This is a genomic window from Bradyrhizobium sp. MV1.5 (assembly GCF_055807615.1).
Genome location: NZ_JBVVPL010000007.1, coordinates 162,107 through 188,233 on the forward strand (window position 1 = coordinate 162,107; position 26,127 = coordinate 188,233).

The 26,127-nt window shown below is 62.6% G+C and carries 23 protein-coding genes and 3 pseudogenes; 13 read left to right on the plus strand and 13 right to left on the minus strand.

Features of this window, described 5'->3' with window-relative positions:
• The first annotated feature begins 75 nt into the window (after nucleotides 1-75).
• Genes AC0L2J_RS09690 through AC0L2J_RS09700 form a run of 3 tightly spaced genes read left to right on the plus strand, consistent with a single transcriptional unit; the run spans nucleotide 76 to nucleotide 2,502 of the window.
• The gene (locus AC0L2J_RS09690; RefSeq protein WP_063992890.1) at nucleotides 76-1,671 is read left to right on the plus strand and encodes a sensor histidine kinase; all 1,596 of its coding nucleotides are present in this window, start codon (nucleotides 76-78) and stop codon (nucleotides 1,669-1,671) included.
• A gap of 44 nt (nucleotides 1,672-1,715) precedes the next feature.
• Nucleotides 1,716-1,919: a DUF1289 domain-containing protein gene (locus AC0L2J_RS09695; protein WP_063992891.1), complete on the plus strand. Its 204-nt coding sequence runs from the start codon at nucleotides 1,716-1,718 to the stop codon at nucleotides 1,917-1,919.
• 28 nt (nucleotides 1,920-1,947) lie between these two features.
• Nucleotides 1,948-2,502: a TIGR02281 family clan AA aspartic protease gene (locus AC0L2J_RS09700; RefSeq protein ID WP_007608744.1), complete on the plus strand. Its 555-nt coding sequence runs from the start codon at nucleotides 1,948-1,950 to the stop codon at nucleotides 2,500-2,502.
• A gap of 32 nt (nucleotides 2,503-2,534) precedes the next feature.
• Here the strand turns inward: AC0L2J_RS09700 and dusA are convergent, their stop codons facing one another.
• Entirely contained in the window at nucleotides 2,535-3,530 is a 996-nt protein-coding gene (gene dusA / locus AC0L2J_RS09705; protein ID WP_473388996.1) for a tRNA dihydrouridine(20/20a) synthase DusA, read from the minus strand.
• 397 nt (nucleotides 3,531-3,927) lie between these two features.
• Between dusA and AC0L2J_RS09710 the strand changes: the two genes are divergently transcribed.
• Nucleotides 3,928-4,338, plus strand: coding sequence for a hypothetical protein (locus AC0L2J_RS09710; protein WP_473388997.1), 411 nt, complete (start codon nucleotides 3,928-3,930; stop codon nucleotides 4,336-4,338).
• A gap of 214 nt (nucleotides 4,339-4,552) precedes the next feature.
• On the opposite strand, the gene AC0L2J_RS09715 is transcribed toward AC0L2J_RS09710, so the two are convergent.
• Nucleotides 4,553-5,578, minus strand: coding sequence for an aldo/keto reductase (locus tag AC0L2J_RS09715; RefSeq protein WP_473388998.1), 1,026 nt, complete (start codon nucleotides 5,576-5,578; stop codon nucleotides 4,553-4,555).
• A 200-nt stretch (nucleotides 5,579-5,778) separates the two neighbouring features.
• Between AC0L2J_RS09715 and AC0L2J_RS09720 the strand changes: the two genes are divergently transcribed.
• Nucleotides 5,779-6,678, plus strand: coding sequence for an SMP-30/gluconolactonase/LRE family protein (locus AC0L2J_RS09720; protein ID WP_473388999.1), 900 nt, complete (start codon nucleotides 5,779-5,781; stop codon nucleotides 6,676-6,678).
• Nucleotides 6,679-6,715: 37 nt separating this feature from the next.
• Here the strand turns inward: AC0L2J_RS09720 and AC0L2J_RS09725 are convergent, their stop codons facing one another.
• The 5 genes from AC0L2J_RS09725 to AC0L2J_RS09745 all read right to left on the minus strand — a co-directional run bounded on the left by AC0L2J_RS09725 (nucleotide 6,716) and on the right by AC0L2J_RS09745 (nucleotide 11,798).
• On the minus strand, nucleotides 6,716-6,895 hold the full coding sequence (locus tag AC0L2J_RS09725; protein ID WP_473389000.1) for a hypothetical protein: 180 nt from the start codon (nucleotides 6,893-6,895) through the stop codon (nucleotides 6,716-6,718).
• A 103-nt stretch (nucleotides 6,896-6,998) separates the two neighbouring features.
• Nucleotides 6,999-7,958, minus strand: a complete 960-nt coding sequence (locus tag AC0L2J_RS09730; protein WP_007608738.1) for an ABC transporter permease — start codon at nucleotides 7,956-7,958, stop codon at nucleotides 6,999-7,001.
• A complete protein-coding gene (locus AC0L2J_RS09735; protein ID WP_473389001.1) occupies nucleotides 7,955-9,067 on the minus strand; it encodes an ABC transporter permease in 1,113 nt (370 codons plus the stop codon). The genes AC0L2J_RS09730 and AC0L2J_RS09735 overlap by 4 nt, the downstream gene beginning before the upstream one ends.
• Nucleotides 9,060-10,601: a sugar ABC transporter ATP-binding protein gene (locus AC0L2J_RS09740; RefSeq protein ID WP_473389002.1), complete on the minus strand. Its 1,542-nt coding sequence runs from the start codon at nucleotides 10,599-10,601 to the stop codon at nucleotides 9,060-9,062. Before AC0L2J_RS09740 ends, AC0L2J_RS09735 begins: the two co-directional genes overlap by 8 nt.
• 66 nt (nucleotides 10,602-10,667) lie before the next feature.
• On the minus strand, nucleotides 10,668-11,798 hold the full coding sequence (locus tag AC0L2J_RS09745) for a sugar ABC transporter substrate-binding protein (RefSeq protein WP_007608731.1): 1,131 nt from the start codon (nucleotides 11,796-11,798) through the stop codon (nucleotides 10,668-10,670).
• Between the two features lie 689 nt (nucleotides 11,799-12,487).
• On the opposite strand from AC0L2J_RS09745, the gene AC0L2J_RS09750 reads away from it, so the two are divergent.
• The 6 genes from AC0L2J_RS09750 (at nucleotide 12,488) to AC0L2J_RS09775 (ending at nucleotide 19,220) form a co-directional block, all read left to right on the plus strand.
• Nucleotides 12,488-13,489 (plus strand): autoinducer 2 ABC transporter substrate-binding protein, encoded by a 1,002-nt coding sequence (locus tag AC0L2J_RS09750; RefSeq protein WP_063992897.1) that lies wholly within the window; start codon nucleotides 12,488-12,490, stop codon nucleotides 13,487-13,489.
• 110 nt (nucleotides 13,490-13,599) lie between these two features.
• A complete protein-coding gene (locus tag AC0L2J_RS09755; protein WP_473389003.1) occupies nucleotides 13,600-15,084 on the plus strand; it encodes a sugar ABC transporter ATP-binding protein in 1,485 nt (494 codons plus the stop codon).
• Entirely contained in the window at nucleotides 15,077-16,081 is a 1,005-nt protein-coding gene (locus tag AC0L2J_RS09760; RefSeq protein WP_473248334.1) for an ABC transporter permease, read from the plus strand. The genes AC0L2J_RS09755 and AC0L2J_RS09760 overlap by 8 nt, the downstream gene beginning before the upstream one ends.
• On the plus strand, nucleotides 16,078-17,085 hold the full coding sequence (locus AC0L2J_RS09765) for an ABC transporter permease (RefSeq protein ID WP_473248333.1): 1,008 nt from the start codon (nucleotides 16,078-16,080) through the stop codon (nucleotides 17,083-17,085). The genes AC0L2J_RS09760 and AC0L2J_RS09765 overlap by 4 nt, the downstream gene beginning before the upstream one ends.
• A gap of 6 nt (nucleotides 17,086-17,091) precedes the next feature.
• Nucleotides 17,092-18,510 (plus strand): FGGY family carbohydrate kinase, encoded by a 1,419-nt coding sequence (locus AC0L2J_RS09770; protein WP_473389004.1) that lies wholly within the window; start codon nucleotides 17,092-17,094, stop codon nucleotides 18,508-18,510.
• Nucleotides 18,507-19,220 carry a class II aldolase/adducin family protein gene (locus tag AC0L2J_RS09775; RefSeq protein WP_473248331.1) on the plus strand — a complete coding sequence of 238 codons (714 nt, stop codon included), beginning with the start codon at nucleotides 18,507-18,509 and terminating at the stop codon, nucleotides 19,218-19,220. Before AC0L2J_RS09770 ends, AC0L2J_RS09775 begins: the two co-directional genes overlap by 4 nt.
• A 9-nt stretch (nucleotides 19,221-19,229) precedes the next feature.
• On the opposite strand, the pseudogene AC0L2J_RS09780 reads toward AC0L2J_RS09775, so the two are convergent.
• The 3 genes and pseudogenes from AC0L2J_RS09780 to AC0L2J_RS09790 all read right to left on the minus strand — a co-directional run.
• Nucleotides 19,230-20,121, minus strand: a pseudogene (locus tag AC0L2J_RS09780) (ribokinase).
• Between the two features lie 5 nt (nucleotides 20,122-20,126).
• Nucleotides 20,127-20,582: an RbsD/FucU family protein gene (locus AC0L2J_RS09785; protein ID WP_473248330.1), complete on the minus strand. Its 456-nt coding sequence runs from the start codon at nucleotides 20,580-20,582 to the stop codon at nucleotides 20,127-20,129.
• A 141-nt stretch (nucleotides 20,583-20,723) separates the two neighbouring features.
• A pseudogene (locus AC0L2J_RS09790) lies at nucleotides 20,724-20,864 on the minus strand (ABC transporter substrate-binding protein); the annotation flags it as partial.
• A gap of 278 nt (nucleotides 20,865-21,142) precedes the next feature.
• On the opposite strand from AC0L2J_RS09790, the gene AC0L2J_RS09795 reads away from it, so the two are divergent.
• A complete protein-coding gene (locus AC0L2J_RS09795) occupies nucleotides 21,143-21,511 on the plus strand; it encodes a hypothetical protein (RefSeq protein WP_473389005.1) in 369 nt (122 codons plus the stop codon).
• 158 nt (nucleotides 21,512-21,669) lie between these two features.
• Here AC0L2J_RS09795 and iolE read toward each other — a convergent pair whose 3' ends face one another.
• Nucleotides 21,670-22,569 carry a myo-inosose-2 dehydratase gene (gene iolE, locus AC0L2J_RS09800; protein ID WP_473389006.1) on the minus strand — a complete coding sequence of 300 codons (900 nt, stop codon included), beginning with the start codon at nucleotides 22,567-22,569 and terminating at the stop codon, nucleotides 21,670-21,672.
• 15 nt (nucleotides 22,570-22,584) lie between these two features.
• Nucleotides 22,585-24,426: a 3D-(3,5/4)-trihydroxycyclohexane-1,2-dione acylhydrolase (decyclizing) gene (gene iolD / locus AC0L2J_RS09805; protein WP_473389007.1), complete on the minus strand. Its 1,842-nt coding sequence runs from the start codon at nucleotides 24,424-24,426 to the stop codon at nucleotides 22,585-22,587.
• A 207-nt stretch (nucleotides 24,427-24,633) separates the two neighbouring features.
• On the opposite strand from iolD, the gene iolG reads away from it, so the two are divergent.
• Nucleotides 24,634-25,626 carry an inositol 2-dehydrogenase gene (gene iolG / locus AC0L2J_RS09810; protein WP_007608717.1) on the plus strand — a complete coding sequence of 331 codons (993 nt, stop codon included), beginning with the start codon at nucleotides 24,634-24,636 and terminating at the stop codon, nucleotides 25,624-25,626.
• Here iolG and AC0L2J_RS09815 read toward each other — a convergent pair.
• Nucleotides 25,587-26,124: pseudogene (locus tag AC0L2J_RS09815) on the minus strand (cupin domain-containing protein); the annotation flags it as partial. The gene iolG and the pseudogene AC0L2J_RS09815 sit on opposite strands and share 40 nt — an antisense overlap.
• Between the last annotated feature and the right edge of the window lie 3 nt (nucleotides 26,125-26,127).

Here is a 26,127-nt window from a genome sequence, read left to right on the forward strand (position 1 = left end):
CCTCTTAAGGATTTCTTGCCAGAGATAGACAATGCAGAAGGCCCGCCCCGCGCGGGCAGGAATTGTTGTTGTGCGATGAGTAAACCCGCTGAAAAGCCCGAGGTTGTGCAGCTTCCGGCCGAGCCGGTGAGCGTGCCGTCGGCGAGCCATCGCCGGGCTGCGGCACAGCGGGTGCGCGAGGCGCGCGACAAGTTAACGTCGACCAGTGGAACCCGGCCGGCTTTCGACGCCGAAATGCTGCGCCATTACGCCCAGACCCGGCTGTCGGCCTCCTATGTCGTGATGCTGCTTGTGGTCGCGACAGGCGTGCTGTTTGGGCTGTGGATGCAGCCGATCCCGGCCGCGGCCTGGACCGCCGGCATGCTGTGCATCCATGCCGCGATGATCCGCAGCTGCCACCGCTTCCTGGCCGAGCCCGCCTCGCCCGCGGCAACGCGCGCATGGCAGACGCGCTTCGTCGTGCTCGACCTGCTCTATGGCCTTTGCTGGATGGCGATCCTGATCCATCCCGTGCTCGACACGATCACGGAATCGCTGATGATGTTCCTGATGCTGCTCGTGATCGCAGTATCGAGCATGCTGGCCGCCAATCTGCCGATCGCCGCCCTCGCCGCCACTGCACCGGTCGCGGTCGCGATGGCGCTGAGCTTCGTGATGACCGGCTCGCTGGATAATTACATCCTGGCCGCGCTCGCCCTCGCCGCCGAAGGCTATTTCGTGCTGCTGGCTCACCGCCTGCACTCTTCGACCTTCGCCACGCTCGAGGCGCGCGCCGAGAAGGACGCGCTGATCGGCGAGCTCGAACAAGCCAAGGCGATCTCGGACGAAGCGCGCCACCGCGCCGAATCCGCCAATGTCGCCAAGTCGCGCTTTCTGGCGCAGATGAGCCACGAACTGCGGACGCCGCTCAACGCGATACTCGGCTTCTCCGAGGTGATGAAGAGCGAGATTTTCGGCGCGCATGCCGTGCCGGTCTACAAGGAGTACTCGGCCGACATCCACAATTCCGGCGTCCACCTGCTCAATCTCATCAACGAGATCCTCGATCTGTCGCGGATCGAGGCCGGCCGTTACGAGCTCAACGAGGAAGCGGTCTCGCTGGTCGGCATCGTCGCCGATTGCCATCATCTGATGAAGCTGCGCGCCTCGAGCCGTGGCATCACCATCCACGAAGTGTTCGAGCAGGCAATGCCGCGGCTCTGGGCCGACGAGCGCGCGATCCGCCAGGTCGTGCTCAATCTGCTCTCCAACTCGATCAAGTTCACTCCGCAGGGCGGCGAGATCTGGCTCAAGGCCGGCTGGACGGCCTCAGGCGGACAATATCTCTCGGTGAAGGATACCGGCTCCGGAATCCCCGAGGACGAGATCCCGGTCGTGCTGGCCTCGTTCGGCCAAGGCTCCAATTCGATCAAGTCGGCCGAACAGGGCGCCGGTCTCGGCCTGCCGATCGCCAAGAATCTGGTCGACCTGCATGGCGGTACGTTCACGCTGAAATCGAAGCTGCGCATCGGCACCGAAGTGATCGTCACCTTCCCGCCCGAGCGCGTGATGAGCGCGCTGGCGCCGATGTCGGATGATTCTCCGCCGCTCCAACCCGAGAGTTCCGCGGTGGCGGACGAGAAGCGACGGCCCCGTCGCAAGCCGATCATGAGCGCAGGTACGGGCTCGTAACGAGATGCTTGCAGACATGCCCGACCATCCGCCACTATGTCCGAATGAGCAAAGAAACGCCGTGCGTCGCCGTCTGCATGATCGATCCCAAGACCAGGCTGTGCTTCGGCTGCGGACGCACATTGCCGGAGATCGCGCGCTGGCACGCCATGGAGAGCGCGGAACGGCTCGCGCTCATGGCGCTGTTGCCGGCACGCATGAATCAGGCTGGACTTGCGCCCATCGCGGAATCGCCGAAACGAACCTGACCGGTCGGCGCGCATCTGGAGATGCGCAATGATCCGGTTCCTGCTCGTTCTCATTATGCTCGCCTGCACCGCAGGTGCCGTCGTCGCCTATGGCGATTCCGACCAGATCGCGCGCGCGAGCAGCAAGGTCTCGCATATCTTTCGCACGCAGACCGCAGCGCCCGCCCCCGCCGTGCAGATTCAGCGCGGCCAGGGCGGCGAATTCGCGCTGCGCGCGAAGATCAACGGCGTGGCCGCACCGATGGTCATCGACACCGGAGCGACCTCGGTGGTGCTAACCTGGGAAACCGCAAAAGCGATCGGGCTGCCACTCGAGATGCTCGAGTACGACGTCGATCTCGAAACCGCGGGCGGTCACACCAAGGCGGCCCGCCTCACGATCGACCGCCTCTCCGTCGGCCACCTCGTCGAAAAATCGGTGCCGGCCCTCGTCGTGCAGCGCGGGCAGATGAAGACCAACCTGCTCGGCATGAGCTTCCTCGATCGCCTGGAGAGCTGGGGCGTGCGCGCCGACAGGCTGATGCTCACCGGTTATCCGGAGCTCCAGACCAGTCGCCGCCGCTCGCGCCTGGCAGTCGACTAGACTCTTGCAATCCGGCTCGCCATGTGGCGCGGCTAGGCCGCCGCCTCCGCCGGCGCGCGCGCACCGACACGCGCAATCGCATCGCGTAGCACCTCGAGGCCGGCGCCCGGCTTTACCCCCTGCTCGGCAAGATGCCGGCGGAAGGCGCGCGCGCCGGGTACGGCGTGGAATGCGCCGACGAAATGCCTCGTCATGGAGTGCAGCCGCGTGCCGCGCGCGAGCTGCTGCTCGATGTAGGGCATCATTGCTTCGAGCGCATCCTGCATCGAGGCATGCGGCGCCGCCTCGCCGAAAATGTCGGTATCGACCGAGAGCAGCCGCCACGGCTCCTGATAGGCGGCTCGTCCAAGCATCGCGCCGTCAACGTGATCGAGATGTGCCCTTGCCTCGTCGATGCCGGGGATGCCGCCGTTGATGATGACAGGCACATCCGGCATCGCGCGCTTGAGGCGATAGACGCGATCATAGTCGAGCGGCGGGATGTCGCGATTCTCCTTCGGTGACAAACCGCTGAGCCATGCTTTCCGGGCATGCACGATCAACGCATCGCAGCCGGAGTCAACGACCGCGTGCGCAAGGTTGTCGAGCGCGACTTCCGGATCCTGGTCGTCGATACCGATGCGGCACTTCACCGTGACGGGCACGGCAACCGCACCCTTCATCGCCTCGACGCACCTCGCCACGAGATCAGGCTCTGCCATGAGGCAAGCGCCGAAACGGCCGTCCTTCACGCGGTCGGAGGGGCAGCCGACGTTGAGGTTGATCTCGTCATAACCGAACTCCTCGCCGATCCGTGCCGCCAGCGCCAGCTCGCGCGGATCCGACCCGCCGAGCTGAAGCGCGACCGGGTGCTCGACCAGGTCGAAGCCAAGCAGCCGCTCCCGGTCACCATGAATGATGGCACCAGTGGTCAGCATCTCCGTATACAGCAGCGCCCGCCGCGTCAGGTGACGATGGAACACCCGGCAATGCCGGTCGGTCCAATCCATCATCGGAGCGACAGAAAAGATATAGTTGTTATATTTCAACGACTTAACCTATATGCTCAATTGCATGAAGCATGAGCGTGTGCACTCCAAACTAGCCGAAATTGCACACGTTTGTACCCTGTTTTGACCTTTCGGTGCACACGTAGCGCACACGACTGGGGAGTGCACACGGCCCTGGCCAGCTTCACTCAGTTGCCCTCCGGGAACTGGCGCGTCCAGGTCCGCGCAAGAACCGCTATGTGTCAGAGACCTTTCGCCGTCGCAAGGACGGTGAAGATTGGGCGCTCGACATGGAGCGCAACATCGATCGCAAGGGATCACCAGAACCGAGGCTGCTGTGCAGGCTCGAACGTTCGGTGACACTGTCCCAACTCAACCGTGAGCGACTGATTGAGTTTGGTCGGAAGCGAGCGAAGCAAGTGCCGGGCCGGCAACATTGGCGATCGACTTCTCCTTCATTCGAACCGTCGCTACGCATGCTGCAGCGGTACACGGCATTGAAGTCTCGGCCGAAGAAGTTCGCTGGGCGCGCTTTGCAATGAAGCACTTGGGTCTAGTAGGCAACTCTGAAGAGCGAGATCGACGCCCAACAAGCCCACTTCGGATCTGCGCTGCGGGCAGAACTGGCGTGCCGACGAGCACCGGGCATCGCACGACAGGACTGGGTGGCGGCGAGCCGCCCGACGTCAACGGCGTCGCCCTGCGACGTGTGAGTGCACAGCAGCGCCGGCTCCTTGTACGTGGCATCGAATCGCAAGGTCGTCTCGTTGGCAAGCCGAACCGTGTCGATGTTGCGCCGTTGATTTTGCAGTACGAAATCAGGATTGGCCGCCCGTGGGTTGGTTAGCGCCGCCGTCTTGGTGACTTCTCCCGGTATCTCGGCGCGCCATCGCCCTGCATTCACGTAGAAGCGAGTCTCTGCGTGCGTCGAAAACTGATAGGCCGTGATGAAATAGTCAGGGGTCCGTCAGCTCCGCCGGAGCCGTGCGGTTCACCTCTCCCGCGCGGAGAGAGGTGATCCGAGTCCTCGGCTTGGACCGATTCAAGCGTGTTCATCCGGTCTACCTCGGAACGGGCGCTTCCGATTCCAGCAGGGACGCGGCCTTGAGATCGCTCCAGAGCGCGGCTGGCACTGAGGCGGTCAGCGCTGCCACGTTGCGCTCGACCTCCTGCGCATTATGCGCCCCGAGGACCACGCTCGCGACCGCGGGATGGCCGAGCGCGAAATGTAGAGCTGCCGTCGGCAGTGCTACGTCATGAGCTGCGCAGATGCGCTGGATTTCGGCAACCTTCGAAAGGATCTGCGGCGGCGCATCCTGATAATTGTACTTGGCGCCCTTAATGGCGCCCGTCGCCAGAATCCCCGAATTGAACACGCCGCCGAGCAGCACCGCGATGCCCTGCTTCAGCGCCAGCGGCATGAACTCCTCGAGTGCTGGCTGCTCAAGCAGCGAATAGCGCCCGGCGAGCAGCATTACCTCGAAGGATCCGGCCTGCGCAAAGCGCACGCACATCTCGGCCTCGTTGACGCCGATTCCGATGCCCGCGACCACACCTTCAGAACGAAGTTTGTCGAGCGCTACATAGGCCCCGGACATCGCTTCGCGAAACCGATCCTCGATCGCGTCCTTGCCGTGGGTCCACACATCGACATCATGGATCAGCAGCAGATCGATACGGTCGGCGCCAAGCCGCAACAGCGACTGCTCGACCGAACGCATGGTGCCGTCATAGGAATAGTCGACTACGGCCCGGTGCGGCTGTCCGCCAACAAATCCGGACCGAGTCTCCGGCTGGTGAAACGGATCCATCCAGCGGCCGGTCTTGGTGCAAAGCACCACGTCCTTGCGCGGCACGCGCCGAAGCGCCGTTCCGCAGCGATGCTCCGACAGGCCATTGCCATAGTGCGGCGATGTATCGAGCAAATTGATGCCGAGTTCGAAGGCGCGGCTCGCAGCGGCAATCGCAGTCTGGTCGTCGAGCTCGAGAAAAAGATCGCCAAGCGGTGCGGTTCCGAACCCGAGGATAGAGACTTCGAGACCGGTCCGGCCAACTGTGCGGCGCGGCAAAGCTGATTGCGAAACCATGGTGAATTGCTCTTCCTTCTCCGCGCCTCGATCGCGCGCTGGTCTCATTGCAGCGACGCGCAGCGTATGTATTTGCCGTCAGGTGTCAACGCGGAGATTACGGATCTCGTACAAGACTATTCCACTCTTACAGTCGGGTTGCTAAGAAAAGCGGAACCGGCACGCGGGCACTTCACGACCTGCGGCAACGAGGAGGAACAATGCTCCCCTATGTCACGCACGAGGCACGCTTTGCCCGCCTGGTCTTCGGTCACGCCAATCTCGAAAAACTCACCAGCGGCTGCCGCTGGGCCGAAGGACCCGCTTACTTTCCGGCCGGCCGCTATTTGATCTGGTCCGACATTCCGAACAACCGGATGATGCGCTTCGACGAGACCGATTCATCGGTGTCGGTGTTCCGCTCGCCGAGCTTCAACTCGAACGGCAACACGACCGATCGCGAGGGGCGGCTGGTCACTTGCGAGCACTTCATGCGCCGCGTCACCCGGACCGAGCATAACGGCTCCATCACGGTGCTTGCCGAGCAGTTCGAAGGGCGTCGGCTGAACTCGCCCAACGATGTCGTGGTGAAATCGGACGGCTCGATCTGGTTTTCGGATCCGACATACGGCATCGACAGCGATTACGAAGGCCAGCAGGCCAAATCCGAGATTGGCGCCTCCAACGTGTACCGGATCGATCCAGCGGGCGGCGAGATGAGCCTCGTCGTCTCTGACCGCGTGCAGCCGAACGGGCTGGCGTTCTCGCCAGACGAGAAGCTGCTTTATGTCGCCGATACCGGCGCGACCCACGTCGACGGGCTGCCCGCGACGATCTGGTCCTACAAGGTCCAGGGAAACAAGGTCGCTGAGCCCTCGCTGTTTTCCACCTGCCCCGACGGCCTCTATGACGGGTTTCGCTGCGACATCCACGGCAACATCTGGACGTCAGCGGGACAGAGCGTGTTCTGCTATGCAGCCGACGGGACACATATCGGGACGATTCCGATCGGCGAGATCGTGGCGAATGTCTGTTTCGGCGGTCCGCAGCGCAACCGCCTCTATATTTGCGGACAGACATCGCTGTATTCGATCTTCCTCAATACGCGCGCGGCCGTGTAAGGGAAAACGCGTTGCGGGGTGGCGTGCGGCGCTATCCTTAACTGTTCTGCCGGTGCTTTGGCGGACCATCAGGTCCCCCGCCGCCACGCAGATCAGATTCGAGCTCCTCGATGATGGTGTGAAGCTGGCGTATGGCTAGAGGATCGGCTACGTCGCGCTCCACAGAGCGATAGCGCGCGATCCGGACTTGCTGGTCTCTGACCTCGATGTCGCTCATGATGCGTGGTCTCTGCCGATACGACGCCGAGCGCTAAGCTTTTCGGATCATTTGCGAGGGTGTTTCCAATTCGCAAAGACGACGGGCTACTTGGGCCGGCCGTCTAGCTCATGACGCGTTCGCCCCGCCCGTAGACGAGCAGCATGAAGATGATAACGAGACCATAGATCACCTGCCGGCCCGCCTCCGGCATCTCCATGATCGACAATACGCTGTTCAGGAGCACGATCAGGACGACGCCGATCAGCGTGCCGAGATAGCGGCCGCGGCCGCCGAGGATGTTGGTGCCTCCAATCACGACGGCGGCGATCGAGGGCAGCAGATAGGCGTCTCCCATGCCTTGGTAGGCCTTGGTGGAATAGCCGGCGAGCAGCACGCCCGCGAGCGCGGCAGCAAGGCCGCAGAGGACGAAGCAGACCACCGTGACGCGGCGCGTGTTGACGCCGGCGAGATAGGCCGCCGCCTCCTTGTTGCCGATGGCGTAGATGTAGCGGCCGAGCGACATGCGCTGCAGGATGACGACCACCAGCACGGACACCGCGGCCCAGACGAACAGCGCGTTGGGAATGCCGAGCGTGCGATCGCCCGCCAGCATACGCATCAGGTCGGTCGCCCCGGTCTGCGGTGCGTAGCCGCCAGTATGCGCGACCATCAAGCCGCGCATCACGGCATTCACGCCCAGCGTAAAGATCATCGAGGGGACCCGCAGATACGCGACCCCGACGCCGTTGACGAGCCCGACCAGAACGCCGACCCCGAGCCCGACCGGAATTGCGAGAGGACCGCCGACCGAGGTCGCCATCATAGCCGCGGCGGCGAGCGTCCAGGGCACCGACAGATCGATCTGCGCGATCAGGATCACGATCATCATGCCGGCCGAGACGATCCCGAGGAACGCACCGATCTGCAATTGCTGCAGAAGATAGGCCGGAGACAACAGGGGAGCGCTGCCGAAACGGGCGAACGTGTAAACCGTACCCGCGACGAGAATGACGACGATGAACAGCGCCGCAATCAGGATCGGGCGATCGTCGCGCGAGAGGCTGAATGAGGCCGCCGTCATCGAAACAGCTCCAAAGTGTTCTTGACGCGCAGCATACCCAAGGCGCCGATGCTGACGGCAGCGAGCAGGATCACGCCCTCGAACAGCGGCTGCAGAAGAGGGGCAATGTCGAAGATGCGGAAGAAGAAGGAAATCACGCGCAAGACCATGGCGCCGAAGATCGACCCGATCGCACTGCCGGTTCCGCCCAGCAGCGAAGTGCCGCCGATCACCACGGAGGCGATCGAGTTGAGCGTATAGGCGCCGGCCTGCGGAATGTCGGCATTCCCAGACGAAGTCTGGATAGCAAGGAAGAGACCGCCGCAGCCGGCGAAGAAGCCCGCGAGCGTGAAGGCGGCGATCTTGGCGCGCTCGATCGGAAGGCCGGACATATAAGCCGCGCCCTCGGCCGAGCCGATCGCATAGACGGCGCGGCCGAGAACGGAGCGGCGGAACGGCACCCATACCAGCAGCGGAATGAGAACGAGAAGCACAAAGGGCACCGGGATCCAGGCGAACGGCACAAACCAGGCAGCCGCGCCTTCGTCGAAGATGTGCACGGTCGAGGCGAAATCGCCGAGCGAGTTAGTCAGCGCCCAGTTCAGATCAACATCGATCTTGCCGCCCGGGGTCGGACGCAGGAAAAGCGCGATGCCGATGTAGACCGCGCCGGTCGCAAGCGTCGCGATGATCGGCTGGATGCGCCCATAGACGACAACGCAACCATTGATAAAGCCGGCAGCCGCGCCGATCGCAAGGCACACGGCGATCCCGAGCAGAATGCCGCTCACGCCGCCCGGAAAGGTGCCGAGGCCGAGATGCACGCCGAACATGTCGAGATGCAGCGGCGCACCACCTGCCGCGCCGGTCAGGAGGTAGCTCGCAAAGCAGCCGACCATGGTCATGACCGCTCCGACGGAGAGATCAAGGCCCGACATCAAGACCGGCACGGTCTGCGCCATCGCCAGCATGGCGAGCGCAAAGATTTCGTCGCCATTCTGCACCAGCACGGCGGAGGAGAAACCGCGGGGATGCGCGGCGTTGTAGAAAATGTAGAGGGCACAGAACAACAGGATGGCGGTGACCAGACCGATGTTTTGGCGGATCCTGATCGCGAGATCGTCAAGCATGCGCCGCCCCCGCTGCGATATCGGTGTCGACATTCAGGGAGCTTGCGACAATGTTGGTCTCGGTGAGGTCGTCGCCCTCGAGCTCGCGCACGATGCGGCCGTCATACATGATGACGACGCGGTCGCAGCAGCCGATCAGCTCGTCATAGTCGGTCGAGTAGAACAGGATTGCGGCGCCCTGGTCGGCGAGTTCGCGCATCAGCCGGTAGAGCTCCTGCTTGGTGCCTACGTCGATTCCGCGCGTGGGATCGTTGAGCAGGATGATGCGCGGATCGGTCATCAGCCATTTGGCGAGCACGACCTTCTGCTGGTTTCCACCCGACAGCGTCGAGACCGCGTCACTCGCTGCACCCAACTTGATCTGCAGCCGTGCGATGGCCCGCTGGATCGCGGTGCGTTCCTTGCCGGCATCGATGAATGGGCCAGTGGAAAGGGCGTCAAGCGATGCGATCGCAAGATTGTCCGCGATCGACATCGGCAGCATCAGTCCTTCGGTCTTGCGGTCCTCAGGCACGAGCGCGATGCCGACCGATTTTGCCGCCGCCGGGGAGCCGGGATGCACCTCGCGGTTTGCCACCATGATGCGACCAGTGACGCCGCGCAAAACGCCGAACAGAGCAAGCAACAGGGATTTCTGACCCTGACCGTCGAGGCCACCAAGCCCGACGATCTCGCCGGCGCCGACGCTCAGTGAGATGCGATCGAGCTGCCTCTCCCACGACAGGTTCTCGAGCGCCAGCACCGGCCTCGCAGCATTGCGCGCCGGCTTGGGCGGGTACTGGGCCGCGATGTCACGCCCGATCATGAGCTGGACGATATCGGCGGTCGAACGCACGCCCTTGTCGAAGGTCTCGATATGGCGGCCGTTGCGAAATACCGAGGCGCGGTCGGCGAGCGCCTCGACCTCGTGCATGCGGTGCGAGATGTACAGGATTGCGACACCTTCGGCCTTGAGCCGTGCCAGCATCGCGTAGACCTTCTCCACATCGGCGCTCGTCAGTGCCGATGTCGCCTCATCGAGGATCAGCAACTGCGGCCGCTTGCCGAGCGCCTTCGCGATCTCGACCACCTGGCGCCGCGATAGGGGCAGATCGCGCACGTGCCTCAGGGGATTGACGTCCTCACAGCCGATCTCGGCCAGAAGCTCCTCGGCGCGGCGGCGCTGGGCCTTCGCATCGATCAAGCCGAACCGCCGCGGCGGGGACGCAATGGAGATGTTGTCCGCGACCGAGAGGTCGGGCATCAGCGATAGCTCCTGGAAGATGCAGACGACACCGGCCGCATTCGCCGCCGACGGCGTAGCAAAGCTGACGGCGCTCCCTGCGAGGCGCATGCGGCCGCTGTCGGGCTGCACCACCCCGGCGATGATCTTGATCAAGGTCGACTTGCCGGCACCGTTCTCGCCCAGCACGGCGTGGATCTTGCCGCGCTCGCAGGCGAAATCGACCCCCTCCAGAGCACGAACGCCGGCATAGCGCTTGGAGATGCCGGCGAGCTCCAGGAAGGCGGATGGCGTCGGGTCGGCAGCCGGCATCACCCGGCCTTCACGCAACGACGGCCCGGCGGATGCCGGGCCGTGACAGAGATATCACTCGAGACGTCACTGGGTGTTCTTCTCGCTCTGCGACATGATTTCCGGCGCAGTGAAGTTCACGCCACACGGTGTGAACTGGTTCGGTGCAAAGAAGTTGGCCTTGAGCTCAGGCCAGTAGTTCGTGCCCGGCTTGAGATCCTTGTAGGTCGCCACCGGAATCGGGATCGAGATCAACTGCGGCATGACGTTGCCCTGCAGCGCCGAGATCGCCGCCTTGGTCGCGATCGCCACCAGCGCCGGCGACTGGCCGTAGGACATGCCCTTCAGTCCGTCCTTGGCGTGATCGGCGATCTGCTTGCGGTACTCATTTTCGCCCTCGCCCGACATCGGCACAAAGGGATGCTTGGCGGCCATCAGCGCCTGCACGGTGCCGTCGGATCCGCCTTGGGTGAATACTCCGTCGAAATGGCCGTGCACAGCCAGCGCATCCGCAGTCACCTTCTGCGAGGTGCCGGTGTCCCAATTGCCAACCACCTCGGTGATTTTGAAGCTGTTGCCGGGCGCTTCCATGACCTCGCGGAAACCGAGATGACGATCGCGGTCGACCGAGTTTCCGGGCAGGCCGCGGACTTCGAGGATGTCACCGGATTTCTTGCCGCTCTCGTCGATCAGCCATTTGGCCGACATGCGGCCCATTTCCTTCTGGTCCTCGTTGACCATCATCACCTTGTCGGTGTCGAGGACGTTGTCGAACGGCACCACCACGACGTTGTTCTTGTCGGCAAGACGGATGATGCGATCAAAACCGTCGGGCGCGACCGCAATGGTGACGATTGCGTCGAAGCCTTGGTTGATGAAGTCCTCCATCGCGCCAAGTTGCGCCGCCACATCGGTCCCGGTGGAAACGACCTTGAACTCCTTGATGTTCTCCTTGATACCCGGCTGATCGGCGAAAGCCTTGGCAGTCTTCACCATCTGGATGCGCCAGGTGTTGCCGACAAAACCGTTGACCAGGGCGATCCTGTAGGGGCCCGCCTTCTTGGGCCACTGGAAGAATTTGGTCTCGGACGACCATGGCTTGAAGCAGGCGGGGTCGGCGCCGGGGCCGGAGACGACCTTGGGACCTGCCAGAGCACTCACCGATGACAGCAGCAAGCCGGCGCAAGCCAGCCCCGCCAGACGAAGCGTCCACACCATGTCGTGTCTCCCTGAGCGTTTGTGTTCCACCCTAACGCGGCGCGTAGCCATGCCGGGAATTGACCTTCCCGTGCGTGTATCGCGCTAGGATGGCACGCAACTTGCGATGCTGACAAGCCAAGGGCGGACGCTCCGGCGCGAGGCACGATCTGAACGCACGGCCAACCGACGACAATTGTGGAAGCAGAAAGCGTAACAATGACAGTCGGATATTCGTGGGCGGCAAGGGATTGTGCAACGGCGAAGCTGGCCATGGCCAGCCTTTCATCGTGGCATCCACGCGCGTGACGAAAAAAATGACACTCAGGGAAAAGTGTGAATCGCTACGCGAGCCGAACGAAGCCCGCTTGCTGAAGCTGGGTTGAAGCCGGAAGCTGGGACTACTTGCTTTCGTCCGGCGGGGTGGCGTGGCGCTCCTTCGCTGAGATGATGGCTGTAGGAGCGCTGATCGCTCGCAGCTCCTCACTCAGCAGCTCGAAGAGAAGATCAGGTATCGCACTGCGACGGTGGCTGGCGAACATGTCACTTGCTTGACACGTTCTGAAGCGCCGGTCTCTAATGTCCTTCAAGGTCCTGCGGTTGGACAGGCAACACTTTCTGTCCCCAAGCAAGAACAGGCTCGACTGCCCCACCCCAGCGACTGTCAGGTCAAGGGTGCGGAATCCAAGATCGTTTCCTGGGAGGGAACAATGGACAGACGCCAGACGCTCAAGCTGATCGGTGGTACGGCCGCGTTGGCCGGTGCCGGTTTTCCGGGCTTTGCCTTTGCGCAAGCCCAAAAGGAAATGGTCACGGTCGTGAAGATCGCGGGAATTCCGTGGTTCAACGCACTTGAAAAGGGAATCCAGAAGGGTGCGAAGGATTTCAGCATCAATGCCACTATGGTTGGCCCGGCGAACGTCGATCCGGCACAGCAAGTAAAGCTCCTTGAGGATCTGATTGCCAAGAAGGTCAACGTGATCGGCCTGGTGCCACTTGATGTAAAAGTCTGCGAGCCCGTGCTGAAGCGCGCACAGGCCGCGGGAATCAAGGTCATCACGCATGAGGGTCCGGAACAGGAAGGCCGTGACTGGAATGTGGAATTGATCGACTCCGTTCGCTTCGGCGAGGTGCAGATGGAACGTCTCGCCAAGGACATGGGCGGCGAAGGTGATTATGTGGTCTACGTCGGAACTCTTACGACGCCACTTCACAACAAATGGGCCGATGCCGCGATTGCCTACCAGCAGAAGAATTTTCCAAAAATGAAGCTCGTCGCCGACCGCTTCCCTGGCGCCGACGAGATCGACACTAGCCAGCGCACGACGCTTGACGTGATCAAGGCCTATCCTAACCTGCATGGTATTCTCGGCTTCGGTTCGAACGGACCAATCGGGGCAGGAAATGCCGTGCGTCAACAACGCCTTGGAAAGAAGATCGCAATTGTCGGCACCGTGCTGCCAAGCCAGGCGAAGTCGCTTATCGCGGATGATACGATCCGCGAAGGTTTTCTGTGGAATCCCACCGATGCGGGTTACGCGATGGTCGCGGTGGCCAAACTCGTGCTCGATGGCAAGCCGATCACGGATGGCGTCGATGTACCCGGCCTCGGCAAAGCAGCCGTCGACGTTGCAGGAAAGCAGATCAAGGTAGACAAGATCATGCGCATCAACAAGGAAACCATCGACGGTCTGATCGCCGGAGGGCTCTAGGCCGGCATCGGTTTAGTCGCCTCATCGCGCTGCATTCCCGGCCCTTCCGGTCGGGAATGCGGTACCTCTCGGGTGATCGCACGATCGAACGGTCCATTGCAGGCGAACCTTTGGCGACTTTCCTGGAGATGTCCGGCATATCGAAGAGCTTCGGCGGCGTGCACGCGCTCCGCGACGTCGATCTCACTCTGGAAGTCGGCGAGGTGCATTGCCTGGTTGGTGAAAACGGCTCCGGCAAGTCCACCCTGATCAAGATCATTTCGGGCGTCGAGGCAGCAGAGCCTGGCGGCCGTATCGCAATTTCCGGCAAGGAATATCCCAAACTAAACCCGGTCTACTCCACGCATTGCGGAATTCAGGTCATCTATCAGGATCTTTCGCTATTCCCCAACCTCACCGTCGCCGAGAATATCGCGATGGCGCACCATCTTTGCGGCCTCCATTCGGTGAACTGGGCCTCAATGCGCGCCACCGCGAAGGCCATAATGGCAAAGATCGGCGTCGAGTTTGACCCGGACGCGAAAGTGTCAGAGCTCAGCATTGCCGGACGCCAGCTGGTCGCGATCTGCCGCGCCTTGGCTGCGGATGCCAAACTCCTGATTATGGATGAGCCGACGGCATCGTTGACCCGCCACGAGGTGAACGCCCTGATCGCGCTCGTAAGCGAGCTGAAGCGTGCTGGCATCTGCGTCGTTTTCGTCAGCCACCGTCTCGATGAGGTGCTTGAAATCGCCCAACGCGTGACGGTGCTGCGCGACGGCGCCAAAGTCGGTACTTTTGCTGCAGACACAATCGATGGGCGGAAACTCAGCCAGCTGATGACCGGCAAGTCCTTCGAGTATCAAATACAGGCGCCTGAGCGTGCCGCTGGCCCGGTTGTGCTGGAAGTTAAGGGCCTGGGCCGCGAGGGCGAGTATGAGGATGTAAGCTTGCAGTTGCGCGCGGGCGAAGTAGTGGGTCTCACCGGTCTGCTCGGCTCAGGGCGAACCGAATTGGCGCTATCCCTGTTCGGCATGAAGCCGCCCGATCGCGGCACCATCGCACTTGACGGGCGGCCCATCGCCCTCCGTACAAATGCAGAGGCGATCGATCGAGGGATCGCCTACGTATCCGAGGATAGGCTTACGCTTGGTCTCATCCTGAATCAGTCCGTCACGGCGAACGTCACGCTTACGGTGCTGGATCGTCTGGCTGGCGCGTTCGGCTTGATTACCGCACGCGCGCGACAGACCCATGTCGCTCGGTGGGTTGCTGAACTCGGGATCAAGGTCGCCAATCCGGCCAACCCGGTGAAGACGCTCTCCGGGGGCAATCAGCAGCGGGTCGTGCTCGCCAAATGGATGGCGACGAATCCGCGGGTGCTTATCCTCGATAGCCCCACGGTGGGCGTCGACATCAGCGCCAAGGACGGCATTTATGAAATCATCCGGCGGCTGGCCCGCGACGGCGTTGCGGTGCTGATGATATCAGACGAAATACCCGAGGTCCTTTATCATAGTCATCGCGTGCTGGTGATGCGGGAAGGTCGTTTGACAACCGACGTGCCTGCCGCAGGCACTTCCGAAGATGCGCTTCGGCAGGCCGTCAATGCCTGAATCGCACATCGCATCATTCAGCAGATTTCGTCGCAGCCATGAGTTCTGGCTGCTGATAGTCATCCTCGGGCTCTGCGCCAGCTTGGGCTTCGCGAACGCCCAATTCCTGACTATGCAGAATCTGTTTGATCTGCTGACCTCTTATGCATTTGTCGGCATCCTGGCGCTCGGGCTGCTGGTCGTGCTGATCGCCGGCGGAATCGACATCTCATTCACCGCGACCGCATCGGTAGCGCAGTATGTCACACTTTCGCTTGCCAATTCTTACGGGGCGAACTGGGTCGGCGTCTTCGCCATCGCGATTGGAATTGGCGGTGCGCTCGGTGCCCTCAACGCGTTCTTCATCCAGAAACTTCGAATACCATCGATCATCGTTTCGGTCGCGACGCTGAACATCTTCTATGGGCTTCTGATCTTCTTCACCGGCGGCAAATACATCTATTCGTTGCCTGACTGGTTTGCGACCGGAATATTCTGGTTCGAGTTCGAATGGGGCAAGGATAGCTCGTACGGTATCAACCTGCAAATCCTCGCGCTCGCGCTGGCATTTCTCGTCACCTGGCTTCTGCTTAATCGAACTAATATTGGCCGGCAGATCTATGCCATGGGAGGCAATGCCGATGCTGCACAGCGGCTCGGCTTCCACATTTTCGGCCTCAACATGCTGGTCTATTGCTACATGGGTGTCATGGCCGGAATCGCCTCCCTGATTCAGGCACAACTCGCGCAGTCCGTCGCCCCGACGGTGCTGGTGGGCAAGGAACTCGATGTGGTCGCTGCCGTCGTGCTCGGCGGCGCCAGCCTGATGGGCGGCGTCGGCACGGTCTTCGGCACGTTTCTGGGCTTGACGCTGCTCGCGGTACTCCAAAATGGAATCATTTTGCTGGGCGTTTCGTCTTACTGGTCGCCCTTCTTCGTCGGCTTGGTTATTCTCATTTCGGTCTCTGCGACCGCTTGGTCGCAGCGCGAGCGGCGAAGCCAGAGCGCATCCCGATGAGCAATGTACCCGCCCTCTCACTTCGTCGGCGCATGGTCGGCCTCGCCGGCAGCGGCACGGTCGCCACCCTCGTCCTGCTGTTGTTCGCGCTCTGGGTCGTGTTCGCGATCACGATCGGCGACCGGTTCTTCTCGGTCAACACGCTGCAATCCATGGCTTTCCAGATGCCCGAACTTGGCATCCTCTCGCTCGCGATGATGCTGGCGTTGCTATCTGGTGGACTCAACCTTTCCATCATCGCGACCGCCAATCTGTCCGGACTGACCATCGCGTTCCTGCTGACGCGCTACATCCCGGGGAGTCAGGGCCTCGCCTGGGTCGGCATTCAGGTGTTTGCGATCGCTGCAGGATTTGCAGTGGCCGCATTGGTCGGCCTCCTCAATGGTTTTGTCATCGCCTATCTCGGCGTTTCGCCGATCCTAGCCACGCTCGGCACGATGACGCTCTGCAAGGGTCTCGCGATCGGCTTGTCGCGCGGTAACGTCATCTCCGGATTCCCGGAGTCGATTGTGTTTATCGGCAACGGAACGGTTTTCGGGGTACCCTTTGCTCTGATCGTACTCGCGTTCTGCGCCTTGCCCGTCGCGCTCATGCTGAACGCGACGCCGTTCGGTGCGAAGGTTTACATGATCGGCTCGAACGAGAAGGCGACCCGCTACTCCGGCGTCAATACCCGCGCCGTCCTTCTCAAACTCTATGTATTTTCCAGCTTGCTCGCGGGCGTGGCAGCGGTGGTCATGTTGGCACGTTTCAATTCGGCCAACGCGGCATACGGCGAGAGCTACCTGCTCGTCACCATTCTTGCGGCCGTCCTCGGCGGCATCGATCCGTTTGGTGGCTTCGGCAAGGTTGGCGGGCTATTGCTTGCACTGATCATCCTTCAGGTTATCTCCTCGGCATTCAACCTTCTGAACCTTAGCCAATTCCTCACGTTGGCGATCTGGGGTGGAATCTTGATTGCCGTTGCGGCGGTTCCTCATTTCGCCGGCAAAGCGCCGCGGTAGCCAGCGATGATGAGTTCGATCGTCTCGACCACTATCGCGGTTCTCGACATTGGCAAGACCAGTCTCAAGCTGTTGGTGGCGAGTGACGACGGGTGGCCCCTCGAAACACATGCGATTCCGAACGTGCCGATGACTCAGGGCCTATACCTCGCCTATGATCTTGCCGGGCTGGAGGAATGGTTTCTCGATACCCTTGCCAACGTGTCTCAACGCCATGCCATCGGCGCCGTGATAGTGGCTGCGCATGGATGCGGCGCGGTTCTCGTCGATGGCGATGCGCCAGTGCTGCCGATGATGGACTATGATGCCGTCTGTCCGCCCGAAATCGATGAAGCCTATGCCCGGATCGCGCCGGGTTACGATGAGGTGTTTTGCGGAATTGGAGGCGCGATGCGGCTCGGAAAGCAGCTGCTGTGGCAGGAAAGCGCATATCCCGTCGAATTCGCCCGCGCAAGAACCTATCTGACCACTGCGCAGTTTCTCGCCTTGTGGCTTGGCGGACGTGCGGCCAGTGAAATCTCGCAGCTCGCGGCTCAGAGCCATATCTGGGACCTCGTCCACCATCAGCCTTCCTCTCTTATGCGCAAGCGCGGTTGGAGCCATCTGCTGCCCGAACGCGTCGCAGCCGGCGCGGTGCTAGGGACGGTTTCGGAATCCATAGCGAGGCGCACTGGCCTGGCGCAATCGACCGAGATCCTCTGTGGCGTGCATGATTCCAACGCCAACCTGTTTCGCTACAAGGCTGCCGGCATGGCCGATGCCTCGATCCTATCGACCGGCACCTGGATGATTGCATTTCAGCGCGACCTCTCCCTGGGCAAACTCGATCGCACGCGCGCGATGGTGCTCAATATCGATGTTGATGGCGAGAATGCACCTTCGACATTGATCGCGACCGGCCGCGAATACGACCTGATCCGCGGGGAACATCGTGCTTCTGATGCAGCTGTCCTCGCCGCATTGTCGGCCCTGCTGTCGAAGGGGACCCTGGCGCTCCCCTCTTTCATTGGCGACGACGGATTATTTCCGGGCGCTGCTCGCCGCGGACGGGTCATCGGACCGTCTCCCGAGACGCCTGCCGAATGGCAGGCATTGGCACTTCTCTACGCAGCGTTCAGCGCAAACCGCTGCCTTGATGCACTTGAGAGCTCAAAATGCGTAGTCATCGATGGTGGCTTTGCGGCGAATTTGCCCTTCGCCCGCTGCATTGCGACCTTGCGACCTTCGCAGAGCGTCAGGGTGAGTCAATCACCGCACGGAACGGCGCTTGGCGCTGCGCTGCTGTGGCGGCGATTCTCGCGTACGCAGCCGGTTTCGAGCGTAGTACTTGAAGCTGTCACATCGCTTAGCAATGATGGGTTCGAGCCGCGCGGCCTTTCCACCGCCTACCAGTCCTGGATCGCTTTCTCGGAGCCCGCCTCATGACAGACCACAATCATGCCGATCTCCGCCAAGGTATTGTCGATACCTGCCGGCAGATGAATCGAAACGGTCTCAATCAGGGCACATCTGGCAATCTTTCGCACCGAATTCCAGGTGGCATGCTGATCACGCCTACCAGTATGCCCTATGATCGGATGCAGCCAGAGGACGTTGTCGCGATGGATTTTGCCGCGAACTACCAAGGCAACCATCGTCCTTCATCCGAATGGCGGTTTCACCGCGATATTCTACGAGCACGCGAAGACGTTAGGGTCGTGCTCCATACGCATTCCACCTTCAGCACGATTCTCGCCGTGCACGAGCGTGGCATTCCCTGCTTCCACTACATGGTCGCAGTTGCGGGTGGCAACGATGTTCGCTGTGCGCCTTATGCTTGTTTCGGCACGCAGGCACTATCGGACTACGCCCTCAAAGCCCTCGAAGATCGCAACGCTTGCCTCCTTGGCCATCATGGCTTGATTGTGACGGCCCAGACCTTTGAAAAGGCGCTTTGGCTCGCCGTGGAAGTAGAGACGCTGGCGAAGATGTATGTCCACGCCTTGGCTATCGGCGAGCCGCCGCGCCTCAGCGACGCTGAAATGGCGCAGGTACATGAGCAGATGAAACGCATGGGATACGGCCAGGCGCCTGACCTTGACGATGTCGGCGATGCTCCGCGCGCCCTACCGGACTCGAAACGGACAGCACATTGATGGTGGATTTCACGGCATGGCAGGCGCAGCGCCCGCGCGCGTCACGGAAATCTCCGCTGTCGCCGAACCGAAGTGCGCCGCTTCCAGTGGACCGGCGCCACCCGCAAGCGCGCTTGCGAAGCCGCCGACGAATGCATCGCCCGCGCCCGCGGTTTCGACCACCTTGCCTGCGGCGAACGGCGGCACGTGCAGCGAGCGGTCTCGCCCGTGAAACAGCGCTCCGCGCTCGCCGAGCGTGATCAGCACGGTACCCGCTCCTTTGGCCAGCAGCGCGTCTCCGGCGCGGCGGGCGCCGGCAAGATCGCTCACCGTGATCCCGGTCAGCGCCTCAGCCTCGGTCTCGTTGGGAACGACGTAGTCGCACAAGGCAAACAGGCGATCGTCGAGCTTGACCGCAGGAGCCGGGTTGAACACGGTGATGCTGCCGGCAGCGCGCCCGATCTCAAGCCCGCGCTGCGCGGCCGCGACCGGCTGCTCGAGCTGGGTCACGACGACGCGGCTCTCGCGGATCGCCTCCGCCGCCTCATCGACATCAGCCGGGCTGAGACCACCAGCCGCTCCACTCACCACGATGATGGCGTTGTCGCCACGCGTCTCGTGGACATAGATGAAGGCAGCACCCGTCGGCGCCTTCCTTGGTCCTAGCCACGCGCGGCCTGATGCCCTCGGCTTCCCAGGTCTTGATGGCAAGGTTACCGAAGGCGTCGCTGCCGATCCGGGAGATGAAGGTCACGTCCGCACCCGCGCGCGCTGCGGCCACAGCCTGGTTCGATCCCTTGCCGCCCGGTCCCATGGCAAATCCCGAGCCCGCGATCGTTTCGCCGATCGCAGGCATGTTGCCGGCCCGGAAGGCCAGATCGACGACGAAGATGTCGAGCACAGCGACGTCCGTCTTGCTCATGGTCGTCACTCTCCGTCCGGCGCGATGACGCCTTTGGAGAACAGGAAGCAGCCGTAGAAGCGCCGCTCACCAGTGGCAATTACGCAGTAGGCCGTCTTGGCCTTTTCATAGAAGGCATGGCGCTCGACCCCGACCAGCGGCCAGGAGCGCCCCTCGGCGCGATCGATCGCGGCCTGCACCTCGCGCTGCACCGGTGGCACCTCCTGGGGCTGGCCAACAATCTCCATGCGGATCGCGGCATCGTCGACAAACGTATCGAGCGGCAGCACCGAGAGGATGGCTTCGATCGCCTTTGCCGTACTGACGTTGTCGATGCGAAGCAACTCGCCCAACACGGTCTGACGCGCGATGGAGTCGGCAGGGAAATTAGTATCGCACACCACGATGCGGTCTCCGTGCCCCATTGCGCGCAAGGCATGGAGCACGTCGGCATTGAGCAGTGGATTGATGCCCTTGAGCATGTTGCGTCGCTCCCTTATCTTCAAAATCGCCCGAACTCTGATGGTTCGGATGCCAACCAGTATCACCGTAAGGCGACGTCTTTAGTAGTGACAGCCGTGAACCAGCCGGCGCCGCTCCGGCTGGACTGCAACTTGGCTCGTTCAGAACCGCGAATCCGCGAAGTAAAAATCCTTCGCGGCAGTCTTGGTCACCAGTGTTCCGTCTAGGATATAGCTGCCGCGAACCGGGACTTGATTGTAAAAGTTGCCGACGGTCAATTCCATGGCGGTTGCAACCATTGCCGCAGCGCCAGTGAGAAACTATGTTTGTGGACTTGAATGGCGGCTCGGGAGCGTCCTGTAAACCCGGTATCCCGAAGGCAGCGAGCATCTTCTAAGTTATTGATCCTTCTCGGTGTGGCGGCCTTCTCCATCCCCTTTTGTTCCACGCTCGTTTCACCCAAATCGTTGCGATTTGCGTTGCGCACGAGAACGGCACCCTTCTCTCGGCCCGCCTGTGCAATGCAATGCGCGCGCCATCCTCATGCGTGGGTGCTGCTTGCGGCGGCCGCGCCACCGCAGTGGCCGCAATCATCATCGCCGACGAGCCGGTCTCGGCCCTCGACGTTTCGGTGCAGGCCCATGTGCTCAATCTGATGATGGACCTGCGTGACCGGCTCAGACTGTCGATGCTCTTCATCTCGCACGACCTTGGTGTGATCGGGCAGATCAGCTGCCGTGTTGCCGTCATGTATATGGGCCGGGTCGTGGAGCAGTCCGGGACGCGGACGGTCCTGGGTCACCCGCTTCATCCCTATACGCGCGCTGGTGGCAGCAATTCCGAAGCCGGATCCGTCGAAGCGGATCCTGGGGCGCAATCGAAACGGGTGAACCGCCAAGCCTGTTCACGCGGCCGCACGGCTGCACTTACGCGCCTCGTTGTCCATTAGCCAGCGATCGCTGCCTCGTCGATGTTCCAGAACTTCGGTCTTCCGGCACGGCAGTCGCCTGCCACAACGTATAGCCAGCAAGTGCCAACCGCAGCGAAACGACGCCGCGCATTTCGCGCAAGCCAAGCAGGTAACCCGGCGTGGGAGAGAGCCTCCGGCTAGGCAAGCCCGGCCTCGTGCAGGCTCTGCTTCAGATGGGCAATACCCTTCCTGGCGTAGGTCAGCGGGTGTGCCTTCCCGGGGTCCTGTTCCGCCTCAACCACGATCCAGCCGGAATAGCCCGGAAGCTCGCGAAAGACGTCCGGATAATCGACCATGCCGTCGCCGGGCACGGTGTAGACACCGAGTTCGCTGCCCTGCCCCAACACCGCATCGAGGAAGCTCCAATCCTCGCGGCGCGCCTGCTCCATCACCGCCCGGCGTACGTCCTTGGCGTGGAAATGGCTGATGCGGGAACGATAACGTCGAGCCAGTGCAGCGGGATCGGCGCCGCCCCAAGTCGCATGGCCGGTGTCGAGCAGGAGATGAGCCGCCTCGCCGGTCGCTGCCATGAAGGCGTCGATATCCGCCGCACTTTCCACGATGGTGCCGATGTGATGATGGTAGACCAGCCTGACGCCCTCGGCGAGCGTACGCTCCGCGACCTCCGTGATACGGTGGCCGAACTCCGCCCAGTCGCCCGCCTTCATGACCGGCCGGCGCGATAACGGCTTGCTGCGATCGCCGTGGATCGCATTCGAGGTCTCGGCGAAGACCAGCACGGACGATCCCATCGCCTTCAGCAGATCCAAATGCGGGCGCAGATGCCGCATCTCCTCGTCGGCATTGCGCTTCAGAAGCTCCGCCGAATACCAGCCGGAGATGCAGGCCATACCGAAGGGCGCGAGCGCAGCCTTCAGGGTCTGCGGCTCGCGCGGAAACTTGTGGCCGAGCTCCATGCCCTCGAAGCCCGCCTCGCGCGCCTCGGACAGGCACGTCTCGAGCGGTGTCTCGCCGCCAACCTCTTGCAGATCGTCGTTCGACCAGCCGATGGGGTTCGCTCCGATACGGATAGGCATGTCGTCCTCGCTCGATCAGTAATTGCGGCGCACGAGCGCCTCGACATAACTGCGCCTTGCGGCTACGACCTCAGCGCGCTCCGAGACCTCCGGTACCGCCACATCCCACCAGTGGCCGCCGGCATCGGTCGAACGCAGCGGGTCGGTGTCGATCACGATGACGCTCGTCCGATCGTGCCCTCGCGCATCGTCGAGCGCCGCTTCCAGGTCAGTGATGCCCGCGGCCTTGCGCGCGATCGCCCCCATCGCGGCAGCGTGCGCCACGAAGTCGATCTCGGGCAGCACCTCGTGACGGGCGTCGCGCAGGAGATTGTTGAAGGGGGCGCCGCCGGTCGCGTTCTGGAGTCGGTTGATGCAGCCGAAGCCGCGATTGTCGAGCACGACGATGATGAGCTTGGCACCAAGCATCACCGACGTTGCAATCTCCGAATTCATCATCAGATAGGAACCGTCGCCGACCATCACGACGACTTCGCGCTCCGGATCGGCGAGCTTGACGCCCAGCCCGCCGGCGATCTCGTAGCCCATGCACGAATAGCCGTATTCTATGTGGTAGCCGCCGGGTGCGCCCGGCTGCCAGAGCTTATGCAACTCGCCCGGCAAGCCGCCGGCCGCGCAAAGCACGACATCGCTCGGCAGGCTGCGGCGTTGAACGCCGCCGATGACCTCCGCATCGCTCGGCAAGATTTCGTTGTCAGCCGCGGTGTAGTGCGCGGCCGTTTCCAACCAGGCCGTGCGGCCGGTCCTTGCCTGCTCGATCCAGACGGCAGGTGCCGCCCAGCCCTGAAGGGAGGCGCCGAGTTCCGCCAGAACGACCTTGGCATCGCCCACGAGCGGCTGCGCACGATGCTTGCCGGCATCAAAGGTCTGCGTATTCAGGCCGACGATCCGGCAGGCGGCATCGGCAAAAAGCGAGCGTGAGCCTGTGGTGAAATCTTGCAGCCGGGTGCCTATCGCGAGCAGCAGATCGGCCTGCCGCGCTGCGTCGTTGGCGGCGCGAGTTCCGGTAACGCCGATCGCGCCGAGATTCAGCGGATGGTCGTGGGGCAGCGCGCTCTTGCCGGCTTGCGTTTCTGCCACCGGTACGCCGTGCGCTGTGCAAAAGACTGCGAGATCGCCTTCCGCCTCGCTATAGAGGACGCCGCCGCCGGCGACGACGAGCGGGCGCTTGGCCGCCTTGAGCAGCGCTGCGGCCTGAGCCAACTGCGTCTCGTCAGCCCGTGCCCGGCGCGGCTGCCAGACGCGCTCGGCGACGAACCAGTCGGGATATTCGAATGCTTCGGTCTGCACATCCTGGCAGAGCGCGAGCGTCACGGGTCCGCATTCGGCCGCATCCGTCAGAACCTGCATCGCGCGCTCAAAGGCCTGCATGATCTGCTCGGGCCGGGTGATGCGGTCGAAATAGCGCGAGACAGGCCGGAAGCAATCGTTGGCGGAAACAGTACCGTCCCCGAAATCCTCGATCTGTTGCAGCACCGGATCCGGGCGGCGCCCGGCGAAGACATCGCCCGGCAACAGCAGCACCGGCAGCCGATTGACGTGAGCGACTGCAGCTGCCGTCACCATATTGGTCGCGCCGGGGCCGATCGAGCTCGTCACCGCCATCATGCGCCGGCGGCGCGAGGCCTTGGCGAAGGCGATCGCGGCATGTGCCATCGCCTGCTCGTTATGCGCGCGCAAGGTTGGCAGACGATCGCGCACGGCGTACAGCGCCTCGCCGAGGCCCGCGACATTGCCATGCCCGAAGAGCGCCCAGACACCGGCGAAGAGCGGCTGCTCCTCGCCATCGATCACCGTCCTCTGCGCGGCCATCGCGGCGACGAGCGCCTGCGCCATGGTGAGCCTGATCGTCGCCATCACTCTCTCCTCAACAGCGCCGCCCGGCCTGGACGAAATGCTCGATCATCGCGCTCACCGCGCGTGCTGGCGCAACCGCGTCGCGAATGCGCCGTGATCCGATCTGACACGACTCAGTGACGCGAATGAGAAGAACGCAGTCCGACCTTGACTAGGCGGCGCAGAGAATGGAATGCTTATTCAAATAGTCAAGCAATGATGATGACAATGCGGTTTGGAATTCTGGGCGCGGGCAGGATCGGGCGCATTCACGGCCTCAATGTCGCGGCGCGCGGCGATGCACGGCTCGTCGCGGTGGCCGACGCCTCTAGCGAGGCCGCGTCCTCGCTGGCGCAGGCTGCAGGCGCGAAAGTGGCCGATGCGGAAGCGATCATGAGTGATTCCGGCATCGACGCCATCCTGATCTGCACACCGACCGACACGCATGCCGACCTGATCGAAGCCGCCGTCTCGGCCGGCAAGGCAGTGTTCTGCGAGAAGCCAGTCGATCTTGATTCGGGCCGCATTCGCCGCTGCCTGGCCACGGTCGAGAAAACAGGCAAGCCTCTGATGATCGGCTTCAACCGCCGCTTCGACCCGAACTTCGCGGCGCTGGAGAAGCGGCTGCGCAGCGGCCAGGCCGGCGAGATCGAGATCGTCAGCGTCATCTCGCGCGATCCCGGACCACCGCCGGTCGACTATGTGAAACGCTCGGGCGGTCTCTTCCGCGACATGATGATCCATGATTTCGACATGGCGCGCTTTCTGCTGGCGGAGGAGCCGGTCGAGGTCTTTGCGCTTGGCTCGGCGCTGGTAGACAAGGCCATCGGCGAAGCCGGCGATGTCGATACCGCCGCCGTGCTGATCAAGACGGCGAGCGGGCGCATCGCGCAGATCTCGAATTCGCGCCGTGCCACTTACGGCTACGACCAGCGCATCGAGGTGCATGGCTCGAAGGGAATGCTGAGGGCTGGCAACATCCACGAGACGACCGTCGAGATCGCTACCAACGAGGGCTTCCGTGCCGATCCGGTGCAGAACTTCTTCCTCGAACGCTATGCCGCCGCTTATCGCGCCGAACTCGCTGCCTTCATCGATGCGTGTGCTGGCAAGGCTGCGCCCTCTCCGACCGGTCTCGACGGGCTGCGCGCCCAGATGCTCGCCGACGCAGCCACCGAATCCGCCCGCACTGGCCGCCCCGTCGCCATCATGGCCGCCTGACGATGACTTCGACCGAACTCTTGCTGCGCCGCCCCGCGGCCCAGGGCGAGCGCCTTGTTCATCCCCGCGGACATGTATCCCGAGGGGGGCGGCCAAATAGTTCGGGCTCGAGAGCGGACGCGCGCTTCGGGCGCGGGAGAGCGTTCCCAGGATCATCAGGAATAGCTCGATCCGACGCACACCGTTCGCCGTCGCGATCTCTTCCATCAGCGGAGCGATCTTGTCGCTGCTGCTGCGGGTGAAGAGCGCGCCGCGCCGCGAGAATTCCAGCATAGCAGCAAGGCCCGAGAGCTCGGGCATGACCTTCATCAGGTCGCCGATGAATTCTTCGCTGAACTGCAGCATACGTCCGCGCAGCGGGATGGTGCTCCCCGGCGGCAGATCGCTCACCCAGTTGTGCGGCAGGTTGGGGCCGGTCAGCACGAGATTGCCCGGCTCGAACTCGCGGATGAAGTCGCCGACGAAATAACGACCACTGGTCGCCACAACGCGGTTGAGCCC